This window comes from Amycolatopsis sp. N2S4-7 (genome assembly GCF_058119595.1).
In genome coordinates, this window is sequence record NZ_CP172299.1 from 10,257,744 (window position 1) to 10,272,948 (window position 15,205).

At 70.6% G+C, this 15,205-nt stretch carries 13 protein-coding genes; 9 read left to right on the forward strand and 4 right to left on the reverse strand.

The features are described 5' to 3' along the window. The first annotated feature begins 48 nt into the window (after positions 1 to 48). The gene (locus tag ACH54P_RS48490; RefSeq protein WP_489910081.1) at positions 49 to 1,230 is read left to right on the forward strand and encodes an MFS transporter; all 1,182 of its coding nucleotides are present in this window, start codon (positions 49 to 51) and stop codon (positions 1,228 to 1,230) included. Positions 1,231 to 1,246: 16 nt separating this feature from the next. Here the strand turns inward: ACH54P_RS48490 and ACH54P_RS48495 are convergent, their stop codons facing one another. From ACH54P_RS48495 to ACH54P_RS48505, 3 genes are all read right to left on the reverse strand, one after another. Then, positions 1,247 to 1,396: a hypothetical protein gene (locus ACH54P_RS48495; protein WP_489910082.1), complete on the reverse strand. Its 150-nt coding sequence runs from the start codon at positions 1,394 to 1,396 to the stop codon at positions 1,247 to 1,249. A 29-nt stretch (positions 1,397 to 1,425) separates the two neighbouring features. Next, positions 1,426 to 2,934: an MFS transporter gene (locus ACH54P_RS48500; RefSeq protein WP_489910083.1), complete on the reverse strand. Its 1,509-nt coding sequence runs from the start codon at positions 2,932 to 2,934 to the stop codon at positions 1,426 to 1,428. Positions 2,935 to 3,026: 92 nt separating this feature from the next. Further along, the gene (locus ACH54P_RS48505; protein WP_489910084.1) at positions 3,027 to 3,692 is read right to left on the reverse strand and encodes a TetR/AcrR family transcriptional regulator; all 666 of its coding nucleotides are present in this window, start codon (positions 3,690 to 3,692) and stop codon (positions 3,027 to 3,029) included. A gap of 136 nt (positions 3,693 to 3,828) precedes the next feature. On the opposite strand from ACH54P_RS48505, the gene ACH54P_RS48510 reads away from it, so the two are divergent. Further along, the gene (locus tag ACH54P_RS48510) at positions 3,829 to 5,046 is read left to right on the forward strand and encodes an oxygenase MpaB family protein (protein WP_489910085.1); all 1,218 of its coding nucleotides are present in this window, start codon (positions 3,829 to 3,831) and stop codon (positions 5,044 to 5,046) included. A 2-nt stretch (positions 5,047 to 5,048) separates the two neighbouring features. Here ACH54P_RS48510 and ACH54P_RS48515 read toward each other — a convergent pair whose 3' ends face one another. Continuing rightward, the gene (locus ACH54P_RS48515) at positions 5,049 to 6,494 is read right to left on the reverse strand and encodes a phospholipase D-like domain-containing protein (RefSeq protein WP_489910086.1); all 1,446 of its coding nucleotides are present in this window, start codon (positions 6,492 to 6,494) and stop codon (positions 5,049 to 5,051) included. A gap of 148 nt (positions 6,495 to 6,642) precedes the next feature. Here ACH54P_RS48515 and ACH54P_RS48520 point away from each other — a divergent pair, with 148 nt between their 5' ends. The 7 genes from ACH54P_RS48520 (at position 6,643) to ACH54P_RS48550 (ending at position 15,203) form a co-directional block, all read left to right on the forward strand. Further along, positions 6,643 to 6,867: a hypothetical protein gene (locus tag ACH54P_RS48520; protein WP_489910087.1), complete on the forward strand. Its 225-nt coding sequence runs from the start codon at positions 6,643 to 6,645 to the stop codon at positions 6,865 to 6,867. 500 nt (positions 6,868 to 7,367) lie between these two features. Next, positions 7,368 to 8,885, forward strand: coding sequence for a sugar ABC transporter ATP-binding protein (locus tag ACH54P_RS48525; RefSeq protein ID WP_489910088.1), 1,518 nt, complete (start codon positions 7,368 to 7,370; stop codon positions 8,883 to 8,885). Continuing rightward, on the forward strand, positions 8,882 to 9,922 hold the full coding sequence (locus tag ACH54P_RS48530) for an ABC transporter permease (protein ID WP_489910089.1): 1,041 nt from the start codon (positions 8,882 to 8,884) through the stop codon (positions 9,920 to 9,922). Before ACH54P_RS48525 ends, ACH54P_RS48530 begins: the two co-directional genes overlap by 4 nt. Next, positions 9,915 to 10,904 carry an ABC transporter permease gene (locus tag ACH54P_RS48535; protein WP_489910090.1) on the forward strand — a complete coding sequence of 330 codons (990 nt, stop codon included), beginning with the start codon at positions 9,915 to 9,917 and terminating at the stop codon, positions 10,902 to 10,904. Before ACH54P_RS48530 ends, ACH54P_RS48535 begins: the two co-directional genes overlap by 8 nt. A 5-nt stretch (positions 10,905 to 10,909) precedes the next feature. After that, entirely contained in the window at positions 10,910 to 11,971 is a 1,062-nt protein-coding gene (rhaS, locus tag ACH54P_RS48540; protein ID WP_489910091.1) for a rhamnose ABC transporter substrate-binding protein, read from the forward strand. Between the two features lie 23 nt (positions 11,972 to 11,994). Beyond that, entirely contained in the window at positions 11,995 to 13,170 is a 1,176-nt protein-coding gene (gene rhaI / locus ACH54P_RS48545; protein ID WP_489910092.1) for an L-rhamnose isomerase, read from the forward strand. A 2-nt stretch (positions 13,171 to 13,172) separates the two neighbouring features. After that, entirely contained in the window at positions 13,173 to 15,203 is a 2,031-nt protein-coding gene (locus ACH54P_RS48550) for a bifunctional aldolase/short-chain dehydrogenase (RefSeq protein ID WP_489910093.1), read from the forward strand. Positions 15,204 to 15,205 lie beyond the last annotated feature (2 nt).

A 15,205-nucleotide genomic window follows, 5' to 3' on the forward strand; every position in this document is an offset into this window, starting at 1 on the left:
ACGGTCACGGTTGACCTCCAGTTTGGTCGAGGTCTTAGCCTCGGCGGCATGACCGGGACAACCCTCGACGCCGTGCGGCGGCCACCGCGATCCCTGCTGGCGGCCCTGCTCGGGGTCAGCACGATGACGATCATGGCCAGCGCCACGATCACCCCGGCGCTGCCCGGGATGGAAGCGCACTTCGCCGCCGAGCCGCACGCGCGGCTGCTGGTGCGCCTGGTGCTGACCCTGCCGGGACTGGCGATCGTGGTGTCCGCGCCGCTGCTGGCCCGGCTCAGCGGCCGGACCGGACGCGTCCCGCTGCTCGCCGCGTGCTTGGTGCTCTACACCGTCGGCGGCGGTTCCGGCCTGGTCCTGGACTCCCTGCCGCTGCTGCTCGCCGGCCGGGCCCTGCTCGGCGTCGGGATCGCCGGCGTCATGACGACGTCGACCGCCCTGCTCGCCGACCACCACCCGCCCGCCGACCACGGCCGGGTGCTGGGCCTGCAGGGCGCGGCGATGGGCTTCGGCGGCGTCGTCGCGCTGCTCCTGGGTGGCGTGCTGGCCGAGCTGAGCTGGCGCGGCCCGTTCGCCGTCTACCTGCTGGCGGTGCCGCTGCTGGTCCTGGTGCTGCGGTACGTGCCCGAAGCCGGCGAGCAGCCGCCGGGTGGTGCCTCGGAGGCCACGCCGTGGCAGCCGCGGCTGCTCGGCCTGTACGCGGTGATGTTCCTCGGCGTCGTCGTGTTCTACACGGTGCCGACGCAGGCGCCGTTCTGGCTGGCCCAGGTCGGCGGGGCGGGGCCGGTGGTGACCGGCGCGCTCATCGCCGCGGTCAACCTGGTGATGACCCTGGTGGGCCTCAACTTCCGGCGGCTGCGGGCCCGCTGGGGCTTCCGGGTCCTCGCGACGGTCATGTTCTCGGCGTTCGCCGCCGGGCTGATCGTCGTCGGCGCGGCCAACACCCTCGGCGCGGCCGCCGTCGGCATGGTGGTGGTCGGCCTCGGCATCGGCCTGCAGAACCCGACGGTCAACGGCTGGCTGGTGGCCTCGGTCGCCCCGGGCGCGCGGACGAAGGCGCTGGGGCTGCTGACGTCGGCGCTGTTCCTCGGCCAGTTCGCCTCACCCCTGCTCGCCCAGCCGGTGATCGACGCCGCGGGAATCGGCAGCACGTTCGTGTTCGCGGGCGTGCTGGCGGCGGTGGTGGCCGGTGTCTTGGCGGGCATCCACCTGGTGCGGCGGCGTGGCCGGTAAGGCGTCCTGCCGGAGTTCAGTCCGGTGGCTCGGTTTCCGGCGTCCCGACACGGCGGCGCTCTTCCTCGTCGAGGAACTGCTCCGGGTCGACGTCGAGGTCCGGGAGCTCGGGCGTGCCGGGCGGGAGCGGGGGATCCGGGCTGAGGGGCTGGTCGCACTCGGTCATGGCGTACCTTCTTCCGTCGTGGACCGCCGTCACGTGGAGAACGGCGAGGACGCGCCCTCCGCGCGGGTGCGGCCGCGGCGGCCGGCGGCCGCCAGGGGCTGGGCGATGTCCTCGAGGGACTTGCCTTCCGCGTCCACGGCCAGGAACCGGGCGACCAGGCCGCCGGCGATCATGACCGCCGCGCCGAGCAGGTAGCCGACGAACAGCCGGACCGGGTGCTCGCCCGTGCCGATCAGCGCGCCGTAGATGACCGGGCCCAGTGCGCCGAAGCACTGCGCGATCGCGAAGAACACCGCGATCGCCTTAGCCCGCACCTCCAGCGGGAAGATTTCGCTCACCGTCAGATAACCCGCACTGGCGCCCGCGGAAGCGAAGAAGAAGATGACGCACCACGCGATGGTCTGCGTGATCGCGTTGAGCCAGCCCGCGTAGAACAGCCCCGCCGTGATGGCGAGCAGGACGCCGGACACGATGTACGTGCCCGAAATCATCTTCCGCCGGCCGAGGGTGTCGAAGAGGTGGCCGATCGTGAACGGGCCGACCAGGTTGCCCACCGCGAACGCGATCAGGTAGAGCGGCGTCGTCGCGGAGGACACCCCGTAGAACTTGCCGAGCACCAGCGTGTAGGTGAAGAAGATCGCGTTGTACAGGAACGACTGGCTGATCATCAGCGACGCACCGAGGACCGCCCGTGACGGGTACTCGCGGAACAGCACCCTGGCCAGCGCCACGTAACCGATCTGCTCGGCCGGCGTCACCTCGATCGCCTTCTTCTCGTCGACCGGCGGCAGGCTGCGGCCCGCCTGCTCCACCTCGTGCTCGATCTGCTGGATGGACTCCTCGGCGGCTTCCGCCCGGCCGTGCATGATCTGCCACCGCGGGCTCTCCGGCAGGTGCCGCCGCACGAGCAGGATCACCAGCCCGAGCACCGGGCCGATCAGGAACCCCAGCCGCCAGCCGAGGGACAGGTCCATCCGGTTGAGCAGGATGTACGTCCCGATCGTGCCGAGCACGGCGCCGGCCCAGTAGGTGCCGTTGACCGCGATGTCCACCCGGCCCCGGAAGCGGGCCGGGATCAGCTCGTCGATCGCGGAGTTGATCGCGGCGTACTCGCCGCCGATACCCATGCCGGCGATGAACCGCGTGGCGTACAGGAACACCACCCAGCCGGCCCCGTTGCCGAGGGTCAGCGCGGTCAGGCCGCTGCCGACGAGGTAGACGGCCAGGGTGAGCATGAACAGGTTCCGGCGGCCCAGCTTGTCCGACAGGCTGCCGAAGAACAGCGCCCCGACCACCTCGCCGGCGAGGTAGATCGTCGCGAGCAGCCCGACCGCCGTCGAGGACATGTGCAACGTCTCGGGGCTGGTCAGGGTGTCGGCGACCGCGCTGGCCACCGTGATCTCGAGGCCGTCGAGGATCCACGCCACCCCGAGGGCGATCACCATCCGGGTGTGGAACCGGGACCAGGGCAACCGGTCGATGCGTGCCGGGATCAGTGTCCGCACCCCGGACGACGCCGGAACGGGTGTTGCCGCCATGACAACCTCCTTGAGAGCCAACCGCCCCGCGTGACTTCCCCGGGCCCCGCCCGCCGAAACCCCGGCTCCCCGGCGTCCGGGGTGTGGACGGCTCAGGCCTCGAGCATCGGCACGAGGTAGCGGCGGGCCAGCGCGGCGAGCTGCTCGTCGTCGTCGAGGTCGACGACCTGGCTGGGGATCGCCAGGAACGAGGCGGACACCCGGACCATCAGCTCGGCCACGACGTCGGCGTCCAGGCCGCCGGACACGGTGCCCGCGTGCTGCTCCCGGCGGAGCTGGCCGGCCACGAACTGCCGCACGGTGGCCAGCGTCCGCCCTTCGTCGGTGATCATGGACGACGCGAGCAGCCCGGGTTCCGCGGCGATCAGGCCGCCGATCAGCGGGTTGCCGCGGATGGCCCGCAACGAGCTGACGAAGCCGAGCACCACCCGGTCGGCGACGGTCTGGGCCTGGTTGATCTCGACGAGAAACCGGTCGAAGTACCGGCGGTACTCCCGCCGCACCACGTGCTCGACGAGCGTGTCCTTCGTCGCGAACCGCCGGTAGACGGTGATGCGCGAGAGGCCGGCGCGGCGGGCGACGTCCTCCATCGTGGACCGCTGGATGCCCATCCGGCAGAACTGCTCGTAGGCGGCGTCGAGCACGCGGACGCGGATCTCGTCCGCCTCGCCGACCTGCTCGAGCGCGTCGATGTAGGCCCGCTCCAGCAACGATTCCGCGCCGGGCGCGGACGTGAACGGCGACACCGCGGGTTCCACGACCACCTCCTGATCCTCCCACCCTAGGTCTTGTGACCACGCTCGCGGCATGGTCTGATACAGGGAGCCAGTTCGCGTATCACCGTATCTAAGTCGTCAGAGTATCAGTGTTGATCTCGGCTCCGGAGGAAAAGCGATGGCCAAGGACGAAGTCACCCGGCGGCACGCGTTGAAGCGCGGCGGGGTGCTGGGAGTGCTGGGCGCGGCGACGGTGGCGTCGCCGGCGTTGTGGACGTGGCCGGCCGCGGCGTCGGTCGCCCGGACCGGGGCGGGCGCGGACCCCCGGTGGGTGTGGGACCCGGAGGCCGATCCGCTGCTCGCCGCGGTCATCGACCGGGGCGACGTGCCCCGCGTCAACGAGCTGCTGCGGACCTGGAAGAAGAACGGCCAGCCGCTGCCCGACGGGCTGCCCGCCGACGTGCGGGACTTCGTCGAGCGGGCCCGGCGGCTGCCGTCCTGGGTCGATCAGGGGAAGCTGGCCACGTCGTTCGCCTTCACCGAAAAGCGCGGGCTCTACCTCGGGCTGCTGTATGGCCTGGCGAGCGGGATGGTCAGCACGGTCATCCCGCACGAAGCCCGCGCGGTGTACTACTCCAAGGGCGGCGCGGCCATGAAGGACCGCATTTCCAAAACCGCCAAGCTCGGCTACGACATCATGACCCGCAACGCTTTCCAGCCCGACGGCGAGATGGTCGTGACGTGCGTCAAGACCCGGCTGGTGCACGCCGCGGTGCGGCACCTGCTGCCGCGGTCGCCGGGCTGGTCGGGCACCGCCGACCAGACGGTGCCGATCAGCCAGCGGGACATGCTCGTCACCTGGCACAGCCTGCCCACGACCGTGATGGGGAAGCTGACCGCGTGGGGGATCCCGATCCCGCGCGCGGAGTCCGACGCGTTCCTGCACTCCTGGCAGGTGACCGCGCACATGCTCGGCATCATGGACGAGTACATCCCGGCGTCGTGGGCGGAGGCCGACGCCCAGTCCGCCCAGATCCTGACGCCGGTGCTGGCCCCGACGGACGAAGGCATCGCGCTGGCCGACATCCTGCTCAACCTCGGGTCATCGGTCGACGGCGGCGTCCTGAGCAAGCCCGTGCTCGGCGCGTTCACGCGGTTCACGCTCGGCGACGAGATCGCGGGGTGGCTGCGGATCCCCCGCGAGCCGGTCTGGGACCCGCTGCTCCGCACGGCCTGGGGCCCGTTCATCGCGGTCCGCGAAGGCCTGCTGCCCTTCCCGCTGGCCCCGGCGGCGTACTGGACCTTCGACGAGTTCATCCGCCAGGCGACGCTGCTGTTCCTGTCCGAGGCCAAGCCGATCAGCATCGAGATCCCGGACGCCAACCGCCCGTCCTGAGCTCAGCCGTCCACCAGGAGGCCCCGCAGCGGGCCCTGCAGCCGGCCGGCGCGGCGGGAGACGCCGGGGAGCAGCACCAGCCGGTGGGTGCGGCGCTCACCCCGGCGTTCCCGCTCCGCCTGCTCTTCCGCGAGGGGCCGCCAGAGGTGGTCGACGACGTCCGCCGGATCGGTGTCCAGCTCCGCCGGGCTGCGGCCCAGGTGCTCGGCCCACAGGCGCAGCCTCGTGGTGCGGGCGACCTCGGGGTCGTCGGTCGCGAGGTTGACCTCCGTGTCGTTGAACAGCGAATGCTCGTTGAGGTTCGCGGACCCGACGGTCAGCCACTCGTCGTCCACGATGCCGAGCTTGGCGTGCACGTAGACGGGCGCGGCGGAGTCGCCGTCGTGCGCGCTGATCGTCGTCGCGAGCAGGCGGCGGTGGCCGTCGTCCGCGTCGAGCAGCCTGCCGAGCTGGCCCCGGGTGGTGTCGGAGCCGTTGCTCGGCTTGCGCGGCAGCAGCAGGACCACGCGGAAGCGGTCGTCCGGCGGGTTCCGCAGCTTGTCGAGCAGCACTTCGGCGATCTCGGGCGACCACAGGAACTGGTTCTCCAGGTAGACCAGCCGCCGCGCCGACCGCAGGGCCCGCAGGTAGCCGTCGAGGATCGTGAAGTCGCCCTTCGGGAGGAAGTCGTAGGTGTCGTTCGGCACTGTCCGCAGCAGCTGGACGCGGCTGCCGCCGACCGGCGCGGGCACGTCCGGCTCCGGCAGGTCCTCGCCGGCCACCTCGATCCACCGCTTCCGGAAGTGCTGCGCGACATCGGCGACGGCCGGTCCTTCGACCCGGCCGACGAGGTCGTGCCACCCGATCGGCCGCGGCGGGTGGTCCGGGCTGTCGTGGCGGTCGCCTTCCAACGCGGTGAAGTCCACCCCGCCGACGAAGGCGACGGCGTCGTCGACCACCACGAGCTTCTCGTGGTGGCAGTGCAGGGTCCGTTCCCGCGAGTCCAGCACGCACTGCACGTCCGTGCCGTCGGTGAACTTCTCCCGCTCCTGGCGCGCCAGCTTCCGCGACGGCTGGAACGCGGGCACCGGCGGCCCGCCCCACAGCAGCACCCGCACAGCGACACCCCGCCCGGCGGCTTCGGCGAGCAGTTCCCGCAGCGTGGGTGCCCCGGGCTCGCGCGTCAGCCGGAAGTCCGCGCTGGCGTGCCAGTTGGCGATGTGCACGTGCGATTTCGCCCGCCGGATGGCGTCTTCGATCGCGGGCAGTGACTCTTCGCCGTCGATGAGCACCTCGACGCGGTTGCCGTCCCGGACGGCGGCGCGCCCGCCGAGCCGGTCGTCGGCGCCGCCCGGGCCGAGCACCCCGGCCCAGCCGAGCCGTCGCAGCCGCCGCTCGTGGTGGGAGCAGAGGATCCGCTCGAGCCCGTCGCCCAGCCGTTGGTCCACCTTGTCCAGGAACGTGTTCACCTGTCCCATGTCACTACAGATCGGCGCGTCCCGCCGCGCAGTGACGCTCTGCTGGGCAGCCGGTGACGCCCTGTCTCCGATGTCCGCCGCGGGAGGGCGAGGTGGTTGAATGCGAAACGTTCGACATCGTGGGCGAGTGGAGCGATACGTGAGCGATCACCAGGACCGGGTGCGGATCTGCCGCCGGTACGACTGCGGCGAGCCGGCCCTCTGGCGCCGGATGTGCGCGGCTCACTGGGCCCGGTGGCAGAACGGGATCGACCCGCTCGACCAGCCGGGTGACGAGGACGCGCCCCCGGAACCGCAGGTCTGGCAGCCGCCGGTGCGGGAGAACAGCGTTTCGCGGAGGAAGCCACCCGGCCGGGAGTGGTGAGCGCGGGGGAGCGCCCTGGGCGCGCGACGGAGGACGGCGGTACGCGCTGACCGCCTGGTCTCGGCCGCCGCGCTGGTCTCGGCGGGCATCTGCTTGGTGAGGAACCGGTGCGGGGCCTCGAGGGGCGCCTGCCGCGCTGGTGCTGGACCACGCCCATTGCCACCGGAGCGGCCCGGGCCGGGTGCTCACCGGCCGCACGAGGTTCTCCGGTTGCGGCTACCACCTGCAGGCACTGCTGCACCCGCCCTGGCCATCGCACCGGGAGTGGCCGCGCGCCGGTGTGACGAAACAAGTCGCGGCCGTCATCGGGCCCGGAGCCGTCTCGTCGCGCACGAAACACACTGCGGCCTCGCTCGCCTCGGTTGAAACGTAACAATCTGACCGAGTCGCAGCCGAAAATCCCCTTAGACCTGGATCGTCACTCACCGTTGACTTCCAGCGAAGCGTCATAGTAGCGTCACCGCGGCCAGGTTTTGAAACCTTTTAATCCGGAGGACGCGATGAGGCGGCAGGATCCGGGCCGCGTGCCCCTGCTGGAGGTTCGCGGGGTCACGAAGTCGTTCGGCGCGGTCGCCGCCGTCGCCGGGGTGTCGTTCCCGCTCCACGCCGGGGAGGCGCACGCACTGGTGGGGGAGAACGGCGCCGGCAAGTCGACCATCGTCAAGATGCTCGCCGGCGTGCACGGGCCCGATCGCGGCACGCTGCTGCTCGACGGGCGGGAGACCGCGTTCTCCTCACCTGCCGACGCCAAGGCGGCCGGGATCGCGGTGATCTACCAGGAGCCGACGCTGTTTCCCGATCTTTCGGTCGCCGAGAACATCGTGATGGGGCGGCACCCGCGCAAGAGCCTCGGCCGGATCGACCGGGCGGCCGTCCGCGCCGAAGCGGAGCGGCTTTTCGCCCGGCTGGGTGTGCGGATCGATCCCGATCGTCCGGCCCGTGGCCTGTCGATCGCCGATCAGCAGATCGTGGAGATCGCCAAGGCGCTCGGCGCGGACGCTCGCGTGCTGGTGATGGACGAGCCCACGGCGGCGCTGAGCCTGGTGGAGGTCGAGCGCCTCTTCTCCGTGGCACGGGCCCTGCGGGACGACGGTGCGGCGATCATGTTCATCTCGCACCGGTTCGAGGAGATCACCGAGCTCTGCCAGCGCGTGACGATCATGCGCGACGGCAAGCACGTCTCCACCGACGCGATCGAGGACGTCTCGGTCGAGGAGATGGTGAAGCGCATGGTCGGCCGTGACCTCGATGCGCTGTTCCCGAAGCAGGATGTGGAGCCGGGCGCGGTCGTCCTCGAAGTCGAAGGCCTGGCGAAGGATGGCGTCTTCCGCGACATCTCCTTTTCGGTCCGTGCGGGGGAGATCGTCGCGTTCGCCGGGCTGGTCGGCTCCGGCCGTTCCGAGGTGGTCCAGGCGGTGTTCGGAGTGGACGAACGTGACGCCGGGGTGGTCCGGGTCAGCGGGAAGAAGCTCAAGCCGCACTCGTCGCGGGCCGCGATGGGCGCCGGGATGGCGCTCGTGCCGGAGGACCGGCGTCAGCAGGGCTTGATCATGGACCTGTCGATCGAGCGGAACGTGACCTTGCCGCGGTCCCGCGCCCTTTCCAAGCTCGGGTTCCTGACCGGGGCGAGTGAACGCCAGGAGGCCCGGCGCTGGACCGAGCGGCTGCGGACGAAGTACCGCCGGCTCGGTGATCCCGTGGGGACGCTGTCGGGTGGGAACCAGCAGAAGGTGGTGCTGGCGAAGTGGCTGGCGATGGCGCCGAAGGTGCTGATCGTGGATGAGCCGACGCGTGGGATCGATGTGGGGACGAAGGCGGAGGTGCACCGGCTGATGTCGTCGCTGGCCGCGGAGGGGGTGGCGATCGTGATGGTGTCGTCGGAGCTGCCGGAGGTGCTCGGCATGGCCGACCGGGTGCTGGTGATGCGGGAGGGCCGGATCGTGGCGGAGCTCCCGCGGTCGGAAGCCGACGAGAACTCGGTGATGTTCGCGGCGATGGGACAGGGGGCGGCCGCGTGAACGCGACGAAGGTGGCGGCCCCGCCTCGCCAGGCGAGCGCGGGCGAGCGACGGTCGTGGACGGCGAACGTGTTCAAGGCCCGCGAGTCCGGGATCGTGCTGGCGTTGATCGTGTTGGTGGCGTTCACCGCGACGCAGAACTCGAGGTTCCTGTCCGGCCAGAGCATCCGGGACATCCTGCTGGGCACGGCGATCCTCGCGGTGCTGGCCGTGGGCCAGGCGATCGTGATGATCACCCGCAACATCGACCTCTCGGTCGGCTCCGTACTGGGGCTCTCCGCGTTCGCCGTCGGTTCGCTGATGCAGGACAACCCCGGCCTGCCGGTGATCGTCGCCGTGCTGGCCGGGCTCGTCGTCGGCGCGGTCTGCGGCCTGGTCAACGGCGCGGTCGTCCGGTTCGGCCGGGTGCCCGCCCTCGTCGTCACGCTGGGCACGCTCTACGCCTTCCGCGGGGCGACGTACTTCTGGGCCGGCGGCCAGCAGATCAACGCCGACAAGCTCCCGCACTCGTTCGTCGCCTTCGGGGACGCGTCGGTGCTCGGCGTGCCCTGGCTTGTGCTCATCGCGGTCGTCGTGATGGTGGTCGCGGGCGTGGTGCTGCGCAGCTACCGCGGTGGCCGGGAGCTGTACGCGATGGGGTCGAGCCCGCAGGCCGCCGAGCTGGCCGGGATCAAGGTCGGCCGCAACACCACCGTCGCCTTCCTCGTGAGCGGCGCACTGGCCGGGCTGGCGGGAGTGCTCTTCGCCGCGCGGTTCAGCACGGTCGACGCCGCGGCCGGCACCGGGTACGAGCTGAACGTCGTCGCCGCCGCGGTCGTCGGCGGGGTCGCGGTGTTCGGCGGCAGCGGCTCGGTCTGGGGTGCGAGCCTCGGTGCGTTGCTGCTGACGGTGATCGGGAGTGCGCTGGCGGTGCTGGACATCAACCAGTTCTGGCAGCAGGCGATCGTCGGCGCGCTGATCCTGCTGGCCATCGGCGCCGACCGGCTGGTCGCCGTCCGCGTCGCGAAGGCGCTGAAGAAGAGGGATTCCCATGTCTGAACCCGGGAACCGGCTCGGCCGGCTGCTCAGCTGGGACGCCGCCGTCATCGCCGTCACCGTCGCGGTCCTGCTGATCGCCTCCGGCGCCGTCGAGAACTTCGGCACCAGCCGCAACTTCACCTTCCTGCTGCTCGACCTGCTGCCCATCGCGCTGATGGCGCTGCCGATGACGTTCATCATCGTCACCGGCGAGATCGATCTCTCGGTGGCGAGCACACTCGGCTTGACGTCCGCGGTGATGGGCTCGCTGTGGAACTCCGGCCTGGGCATCGAGACGATCATCCCGCTCTGCGTCGTCTTGGGGGCGGTTCTCGGTGCGGTGAACGGCTTCTTCGTCACGGTGCTGAAGCTGCCTTCCCTCGCCGTCACCATCGGCACGATGGCCCTCTACCGCGGGCTGGCGTTCGTGGTGCTCGGGGACGGCGCGGTGGCCGACTTCCCCTCGTCCTACACCTCGTGGGTGACCGGGGGCGGCCTGCTCCCTAACGTGCTGCTGCCGCTGATCGCGCTGGCGGTCGTCTTCGGGCTGGTTCTGCACGCCACGCCGATCGGGCGCGGCGTCTTCGCGGCCGGTGCCGGGGAACAGGCCGCCCGGTTCGCGGGCATCCGCACCGGGCGGCTGAAGTTCTGGCTCTACGTCGTGAGCGGCGCGGTCGCCGGGCTCGCCGGGGTGCTGTGGACGCTGCGGTACTCCAGCGCCCGCGCCGACAACGGCTTCGGCCTCGAACTCGCCGTGGTCGCCGCCGTGCTCCTCGGCGGTGTCTCGATCTTCGGCGGCAAGGGCACGCTGCCCGGCGTGCTCGCCGGCGTGGTGCTGCTGTCGACCCTGCAGAACGCCCTGCGCCTGCAGGACGTCTCGAACGAGGCCCTCAACATCGTGACCGGCGTGCTCCTCGTCGTCTCGGTCCTGCTGCCCAACATCCTGTCCTCGGCCCGGACGGCGCTGCGGCGCCGCCGTCCCGCGGCAAACCCCGAAAGGTGACGAAGATGTCCCGAAGGCTCCTCACCGGCGCCGTGTCGGCCGGGCTGGTGCTCGTGCTGGCCGCCTGCGGCGGCACCACGAAGAACGACAGCGCGGGCTCCGGCCCGGCCGCCTCCACGGCGACCGCGAACGCGGACGCGGCGACCAAGCAGGACGTCAAGATGGCGTTCCTGCCCAAGCAGCTCAACAACCCCTACAGCGACATCGAGGTCGGCGGCGGCAAGACCGCGCTGGGCGAGCTGAAGGGCGAGTACAAGCTGGTCGGGCCGAACGACGCGAGCGCGTCGTCGCAGGTCAGTTACATCAACACGCTGATCCAGCAGCAGCAGGACGTCATCGGCATCGCCGCGAACGACCCGAACGCCGTGTGCCCGTCGCTGAACCAGGCGCGCAGCGCCGGCATCAAGGTCGTGGCGTTCGACTCCGACGCGGCCAAGGACTGCCGCGACGTCTTCATCAACCAGGCCACCACGCAGGGCATCGGCGAGCAGCTGGTGAAGCAGGCCAAGGAGCTGTCCGGCGGGTCCGGCGAGATCGCGATCCTGTCCGCGACGCCGAACGCCACCAACCAGAACGCGTGGATCGAGGTCGCCAAGAAGGAACTGGCGAAGCCGGAGAACGCGAGCCTGAAGCTGGTGAAGGTCGCCTACGGCAACGACGACGACCAGAAGTCGTTCCAGGAGGCGCAGGGTCTGCTGCAGTCGTTCCCGAACCTCAAGGTGATCGTGTCGCCGACCACCGTGGGCATCGCGGCGGCGGCTCGGTACGTCAGCTCGTCGAGCTACAAGGGCAAGGTCGCGGTGACCGGGCTCGGCACGCCGAACCAGATGCGTGCCTTTGTCAAGGACGGCACGGTCAAGCAGTTCGCGCTGTGGAACCCCGCCGACATCGGCTACCTCGCCGCCTACGCGGGTGTCGCGCTCAGCTCGGGCCAGATCACCGGCAAGGAAGGCGAGAAGTTCAAGGCCGGCAAGCTCGGTGACTACACCATCGGCGCGAACGGCGAGATCGTCCTCGGCCCGCCGACGACGTTCGACGCGAACAACATCGACAAGTTCAACTTCTGACCGGGCCATCCAGAGCGAAAGACGTGATCGATTTGCCCGACCTGAAAGCTGTGAAGTCCGCTCTGCGGGCCCAGCGCATCGAAACGCCGTCGTGGGCCTACGCGAACTCCGGCACCCGGTTCAAGGTGTTCCCGCAACCCGGCGTCCCGCGCACGCCGGAGGAGAAGATCGCCGACGCGGCGACCGTGCACAGGTTCACCGGGGTCGCGCCGAGCGTGGCGCTGCACATCCCGTGGGACCGCGTCGACGACTACGGCGCCCTGACCGCGTACGCGCGTGACCTGGGCATCGAGATCGGCGCGATCAACACGAACGTGTTCCAGGACGAGGACTACAAGCTCGGCTCGGTGACGAACCCGGACGCCGGGATCCGCCGGAAGGCCACCGATCACCTCCTCGAGGCGATCTCGATCATGGACGCGACGGGCTCGCGCGATCTGAAGCTGTGGTTTTCCGACGGCCTCAACTATCCCGGCCAGGACGATCTCCGCGACCGCCAGGACCGCCTGGCCGCGGCGCTGCGGGAGGCCTACGACCGGCTCGGCCCGGGTCAGCGGATGTTGCTGGAGTACAAGCTGTTCGAGCCCGCGTTCTACGCCACCGACGTCCCGGACTGGGGTACCTCGTACGCGCATTGCATCGAGCTGGGTGAGAAGGCGACGGTGTGCATCGACACCGGCCACCACGCCCCGGGGACGAACATCGAGTTCATCGTGGCGTTCCTGCTGCGCGCGGGGAAGCTGGGGGCGTTCGACTTCAACTCCCGCTTCTACGCCGACGACGACCTCATGGCGGGCGCGGCGGACCCGTTCCAGCTGTTCCGGATCATGTACGAGATCGTCCGCGGCGGCGCCCTCGATCCGGCCTACGGCATCAACTTCATGCTCGACCAGTGCCACAACATCGAGGCCAAGATCCCGGCGATCATCCGGTCGATCATGAACGTCCAGGAGGCCACGGCCAAGGCCCTGCTGGTGGATCGGGACGCGCTTCGCACGGCCCAGCTGTCGGGTGACGTGCTTGGCGCGAACGCCGTGCTGATGGACGCCTACAACACCGACGTCCGGCCGGTCCTGGCCGAGGTGCGCGCCGACACCGGGCTCGACCCCGACCCGATCGCCGCCTACCACCGCAGCGGGTACCAGCAGAAGATCGAGGCCGAGCGCGCCGACGGGCAGCAGGCCGGATGGGGAGCATGAGCATGACCGTGCCCGAGGAACTCGTCGCGCGCAGCAACGCGCTCGGGGCCGACCCGCGCAACACGAACTACGCCGGCGGCAACACCTCCGCCAAGGGTGCCGTCACCGACCCGGTGACCGGCGCTCCCACGGAACTCCTGTGGGTCAAGGGTTCCGGCGGCGACCTCGGCACACTCAAGGAGTCCGGCCTGGCGGTGTTGCGGCTGGACCGGCTGCGGTCCCTGGTGGACGTCTACCCGGGGGTGGAGCGCGAGGACGAGATGGTCGCCGCGTTCGACTACTGCCTGCACGGCCGGGGCGGCGCCGCGCCGTCGATCGACACCGCGATGCACGGTCTCGTGGAGGCGGCGCACGTCGACCACCTGCACCCCGATTCCGGCATCGCCCTGGCGACGGCCGCCGACGGTGCTGCGTTGACGAAGGAGTGCTTCGGCGACCGGGTGGCGTGGGTGGACTGGCGGCGGCCGGGGTTCCAGCTGGGCCTGGACATCGCCGCGGTCAAGGCCGCCAACCCGCAGGCCATCGGCGTGATCCTCGGCGGGCACGGCATCACCGCCTGGGGTGCTACTTCCGAGGAATGCCAACGCAACTCCCTGGACATCATCCGCACGGCGGAGCAGTTCCTGGCCGACCGAGGCCAGGCCGAGCCGTTCGGCGCCGTGGTCCCCGGCTTCGAAGCACTGCCCGAAGGCGAGCGGCACGCCCGTGCGGCGGCATTGGCGCCGCTGATCCGCGGCTTGGCGTCGACCGATCAGCGTCAGGTCGGGCACTACACCGACAGTGACGTCGTGCTGGAATTCCTGGCCCGGGAAAGGCTGGCGCCGCTGGCTGCGCTGGGTACCTCGTGCCCGGATCACTTCCTGCGCACGAAAGTCCGGCCTCTGGTCGTGGACCTGCCCGCGTCCGCGCCCCTCGAGGACGTCGTCGCGCGGTTGAAGGAACTGCACGCCGAGTACCGCGATTCCTACCGTGCCTATTACGAGCGGCACGCCGATGCCGATTCGCCCGCGATGCGCGGTGCCGATCCGGCGATCGTGCTGGTGCCGGGTGTGGGGATGTTTTCCTTCGGCAAGGACAAGCAGACCGCGCGGGTGGCGGGGGAGTTCTACGTCAACGCGATCAACGTGATGCGCGGCGCCGAAGCCGTCTCGACCTATGCGCCGATCCCGGAGAGTGAGAAGTTCCGGATCGAGTACTGGGCGCTGGAAGAGGCCAAGCTGCAGCGGATCCCGAAGCCCAAGCCCCTGGCCGGGCGGATCGCGCTGGTGACCGGTGCCGCGTCCGGGATCGGCAAGGCGATCGCCGAGCGGCTGGCCGCGGAGGGCGCTTGTGTGGCCATCGCGGACCTCAACGCGGAGGCGGCCCAGGCCACCGCGACGGGCATCGGCGGGCCCGACAAGGCCGTCGCTGTCACCGCGGACGTGACCGACGCCGACGCGGTCCAGGCCGCGGTGGACGCGACCGTGCTCGCCTTCGGCGGGATCGACCTGGTGGTCAACAACGCCGGGTTGTCGATTTCGAAGCCGTTGCTGGAGACCACCGAACGCGATTGGGATCTGCAGCACGACGTGATGGCCAAGGGCTCGTTCCTGGTCTCCCAGGCGGCGGCGAAAGCCATGGTGGCGCAGGGCATCGGCGGGGACATCGTCTACATCTCGTCGAAGAACTCGGTGTTCGCGGGCCCGAACAACGTCGCCTACGGTGCCGCGAAGGCCGACCAGGCCCACCAGGTCCGCCTCCTGGCCGCCGAACTGGGCGCGCACGGCATCCGGGTCAACGGCGTCAACCCCGACGGCGTCGTCCAGGGCTCGGGCATCTTCGCCGGCGGCTGGGGCGCCCAACGCGCCGCGGTCTACGGCGTTCCCGAGGAGAAGCTGGGCGAGTTCTACGCCCAGCGCACCATCCTCAAACGCGAAGTGCTGCCCGAACACGTCGCCGCCGCCGTCTTCGCCCTCACCGGCGGCGACCTCACCCACACCACCGGCCTCCACGTCCCCGTCGACGCGGGCGTCGCGGCCGCGTTCCTTCGCTAGCA

What these genes read in the sequence shown, in the direction of transcription:
- ACH54P_RS48550 (WP_489910093.1), top strand. Translation starts at nt 13,173, where the DNA reads ATGACCGTGCCCGAGGAACTCGTCGCGCGCAGCAACGCGCTCGGGGCC.
- ACH54P_RS48495 (WP_489910082.1), bottom strand. Translation starts at nt 1,396, where the DNA reads ATGACCGAGTGCGACCAGCCCCTCAGCCCGGATCCCCCGCTCCCGCCC.
- ACH54P_RS48490 (WP_489910081.1), top strand. Translation starts at nt 49, where the DNA reads ATGACCGGGACAACCCTCGACGCCGTGCGGCGGCCACCGCGATCCCTG.
- ACH54P_RS48535 (WP_489910090.1), top strand. Translation starts at nt 9,915, where the DNA reads ATGTCTGAACCCGGGAACCGGCTCGGCCGGCTGCTCAGCTGGGACGCC.
- ACH54P_RS48510 (WP_489910085.1), top strand. Translation starts at nt 3,829, where the DNA reads ATGGCCAAGGACGAAGTCACCCGGCGGCACGCGTTGAAGCGCGGCGGG.
- rhaS (WP_489910091.1), top strand. Translation starts at nt 10,910, where the DNA reads ATGTCCCGAAGGCTCCTCACCGGCGCCGTGTCGGCCGGGCTGGTGCTC.
- ACH54P_RS48525 (WP_489910088.1), top strand. Translation starts at nt 7,368, where the DNA reads ATGAGGCGGCAGGATCCGGGCCGCGTGCCCCTGCTGGAGGTTCGCGGG.
- ACH54P_RS48500 (WP_489910083.1), bottom strand. Translation starts at nt 2,934, where the DNA reads ATGGCGGCAACACCCGTTCCGGCGTCGTCCGGGGTGCGGACACTGATC.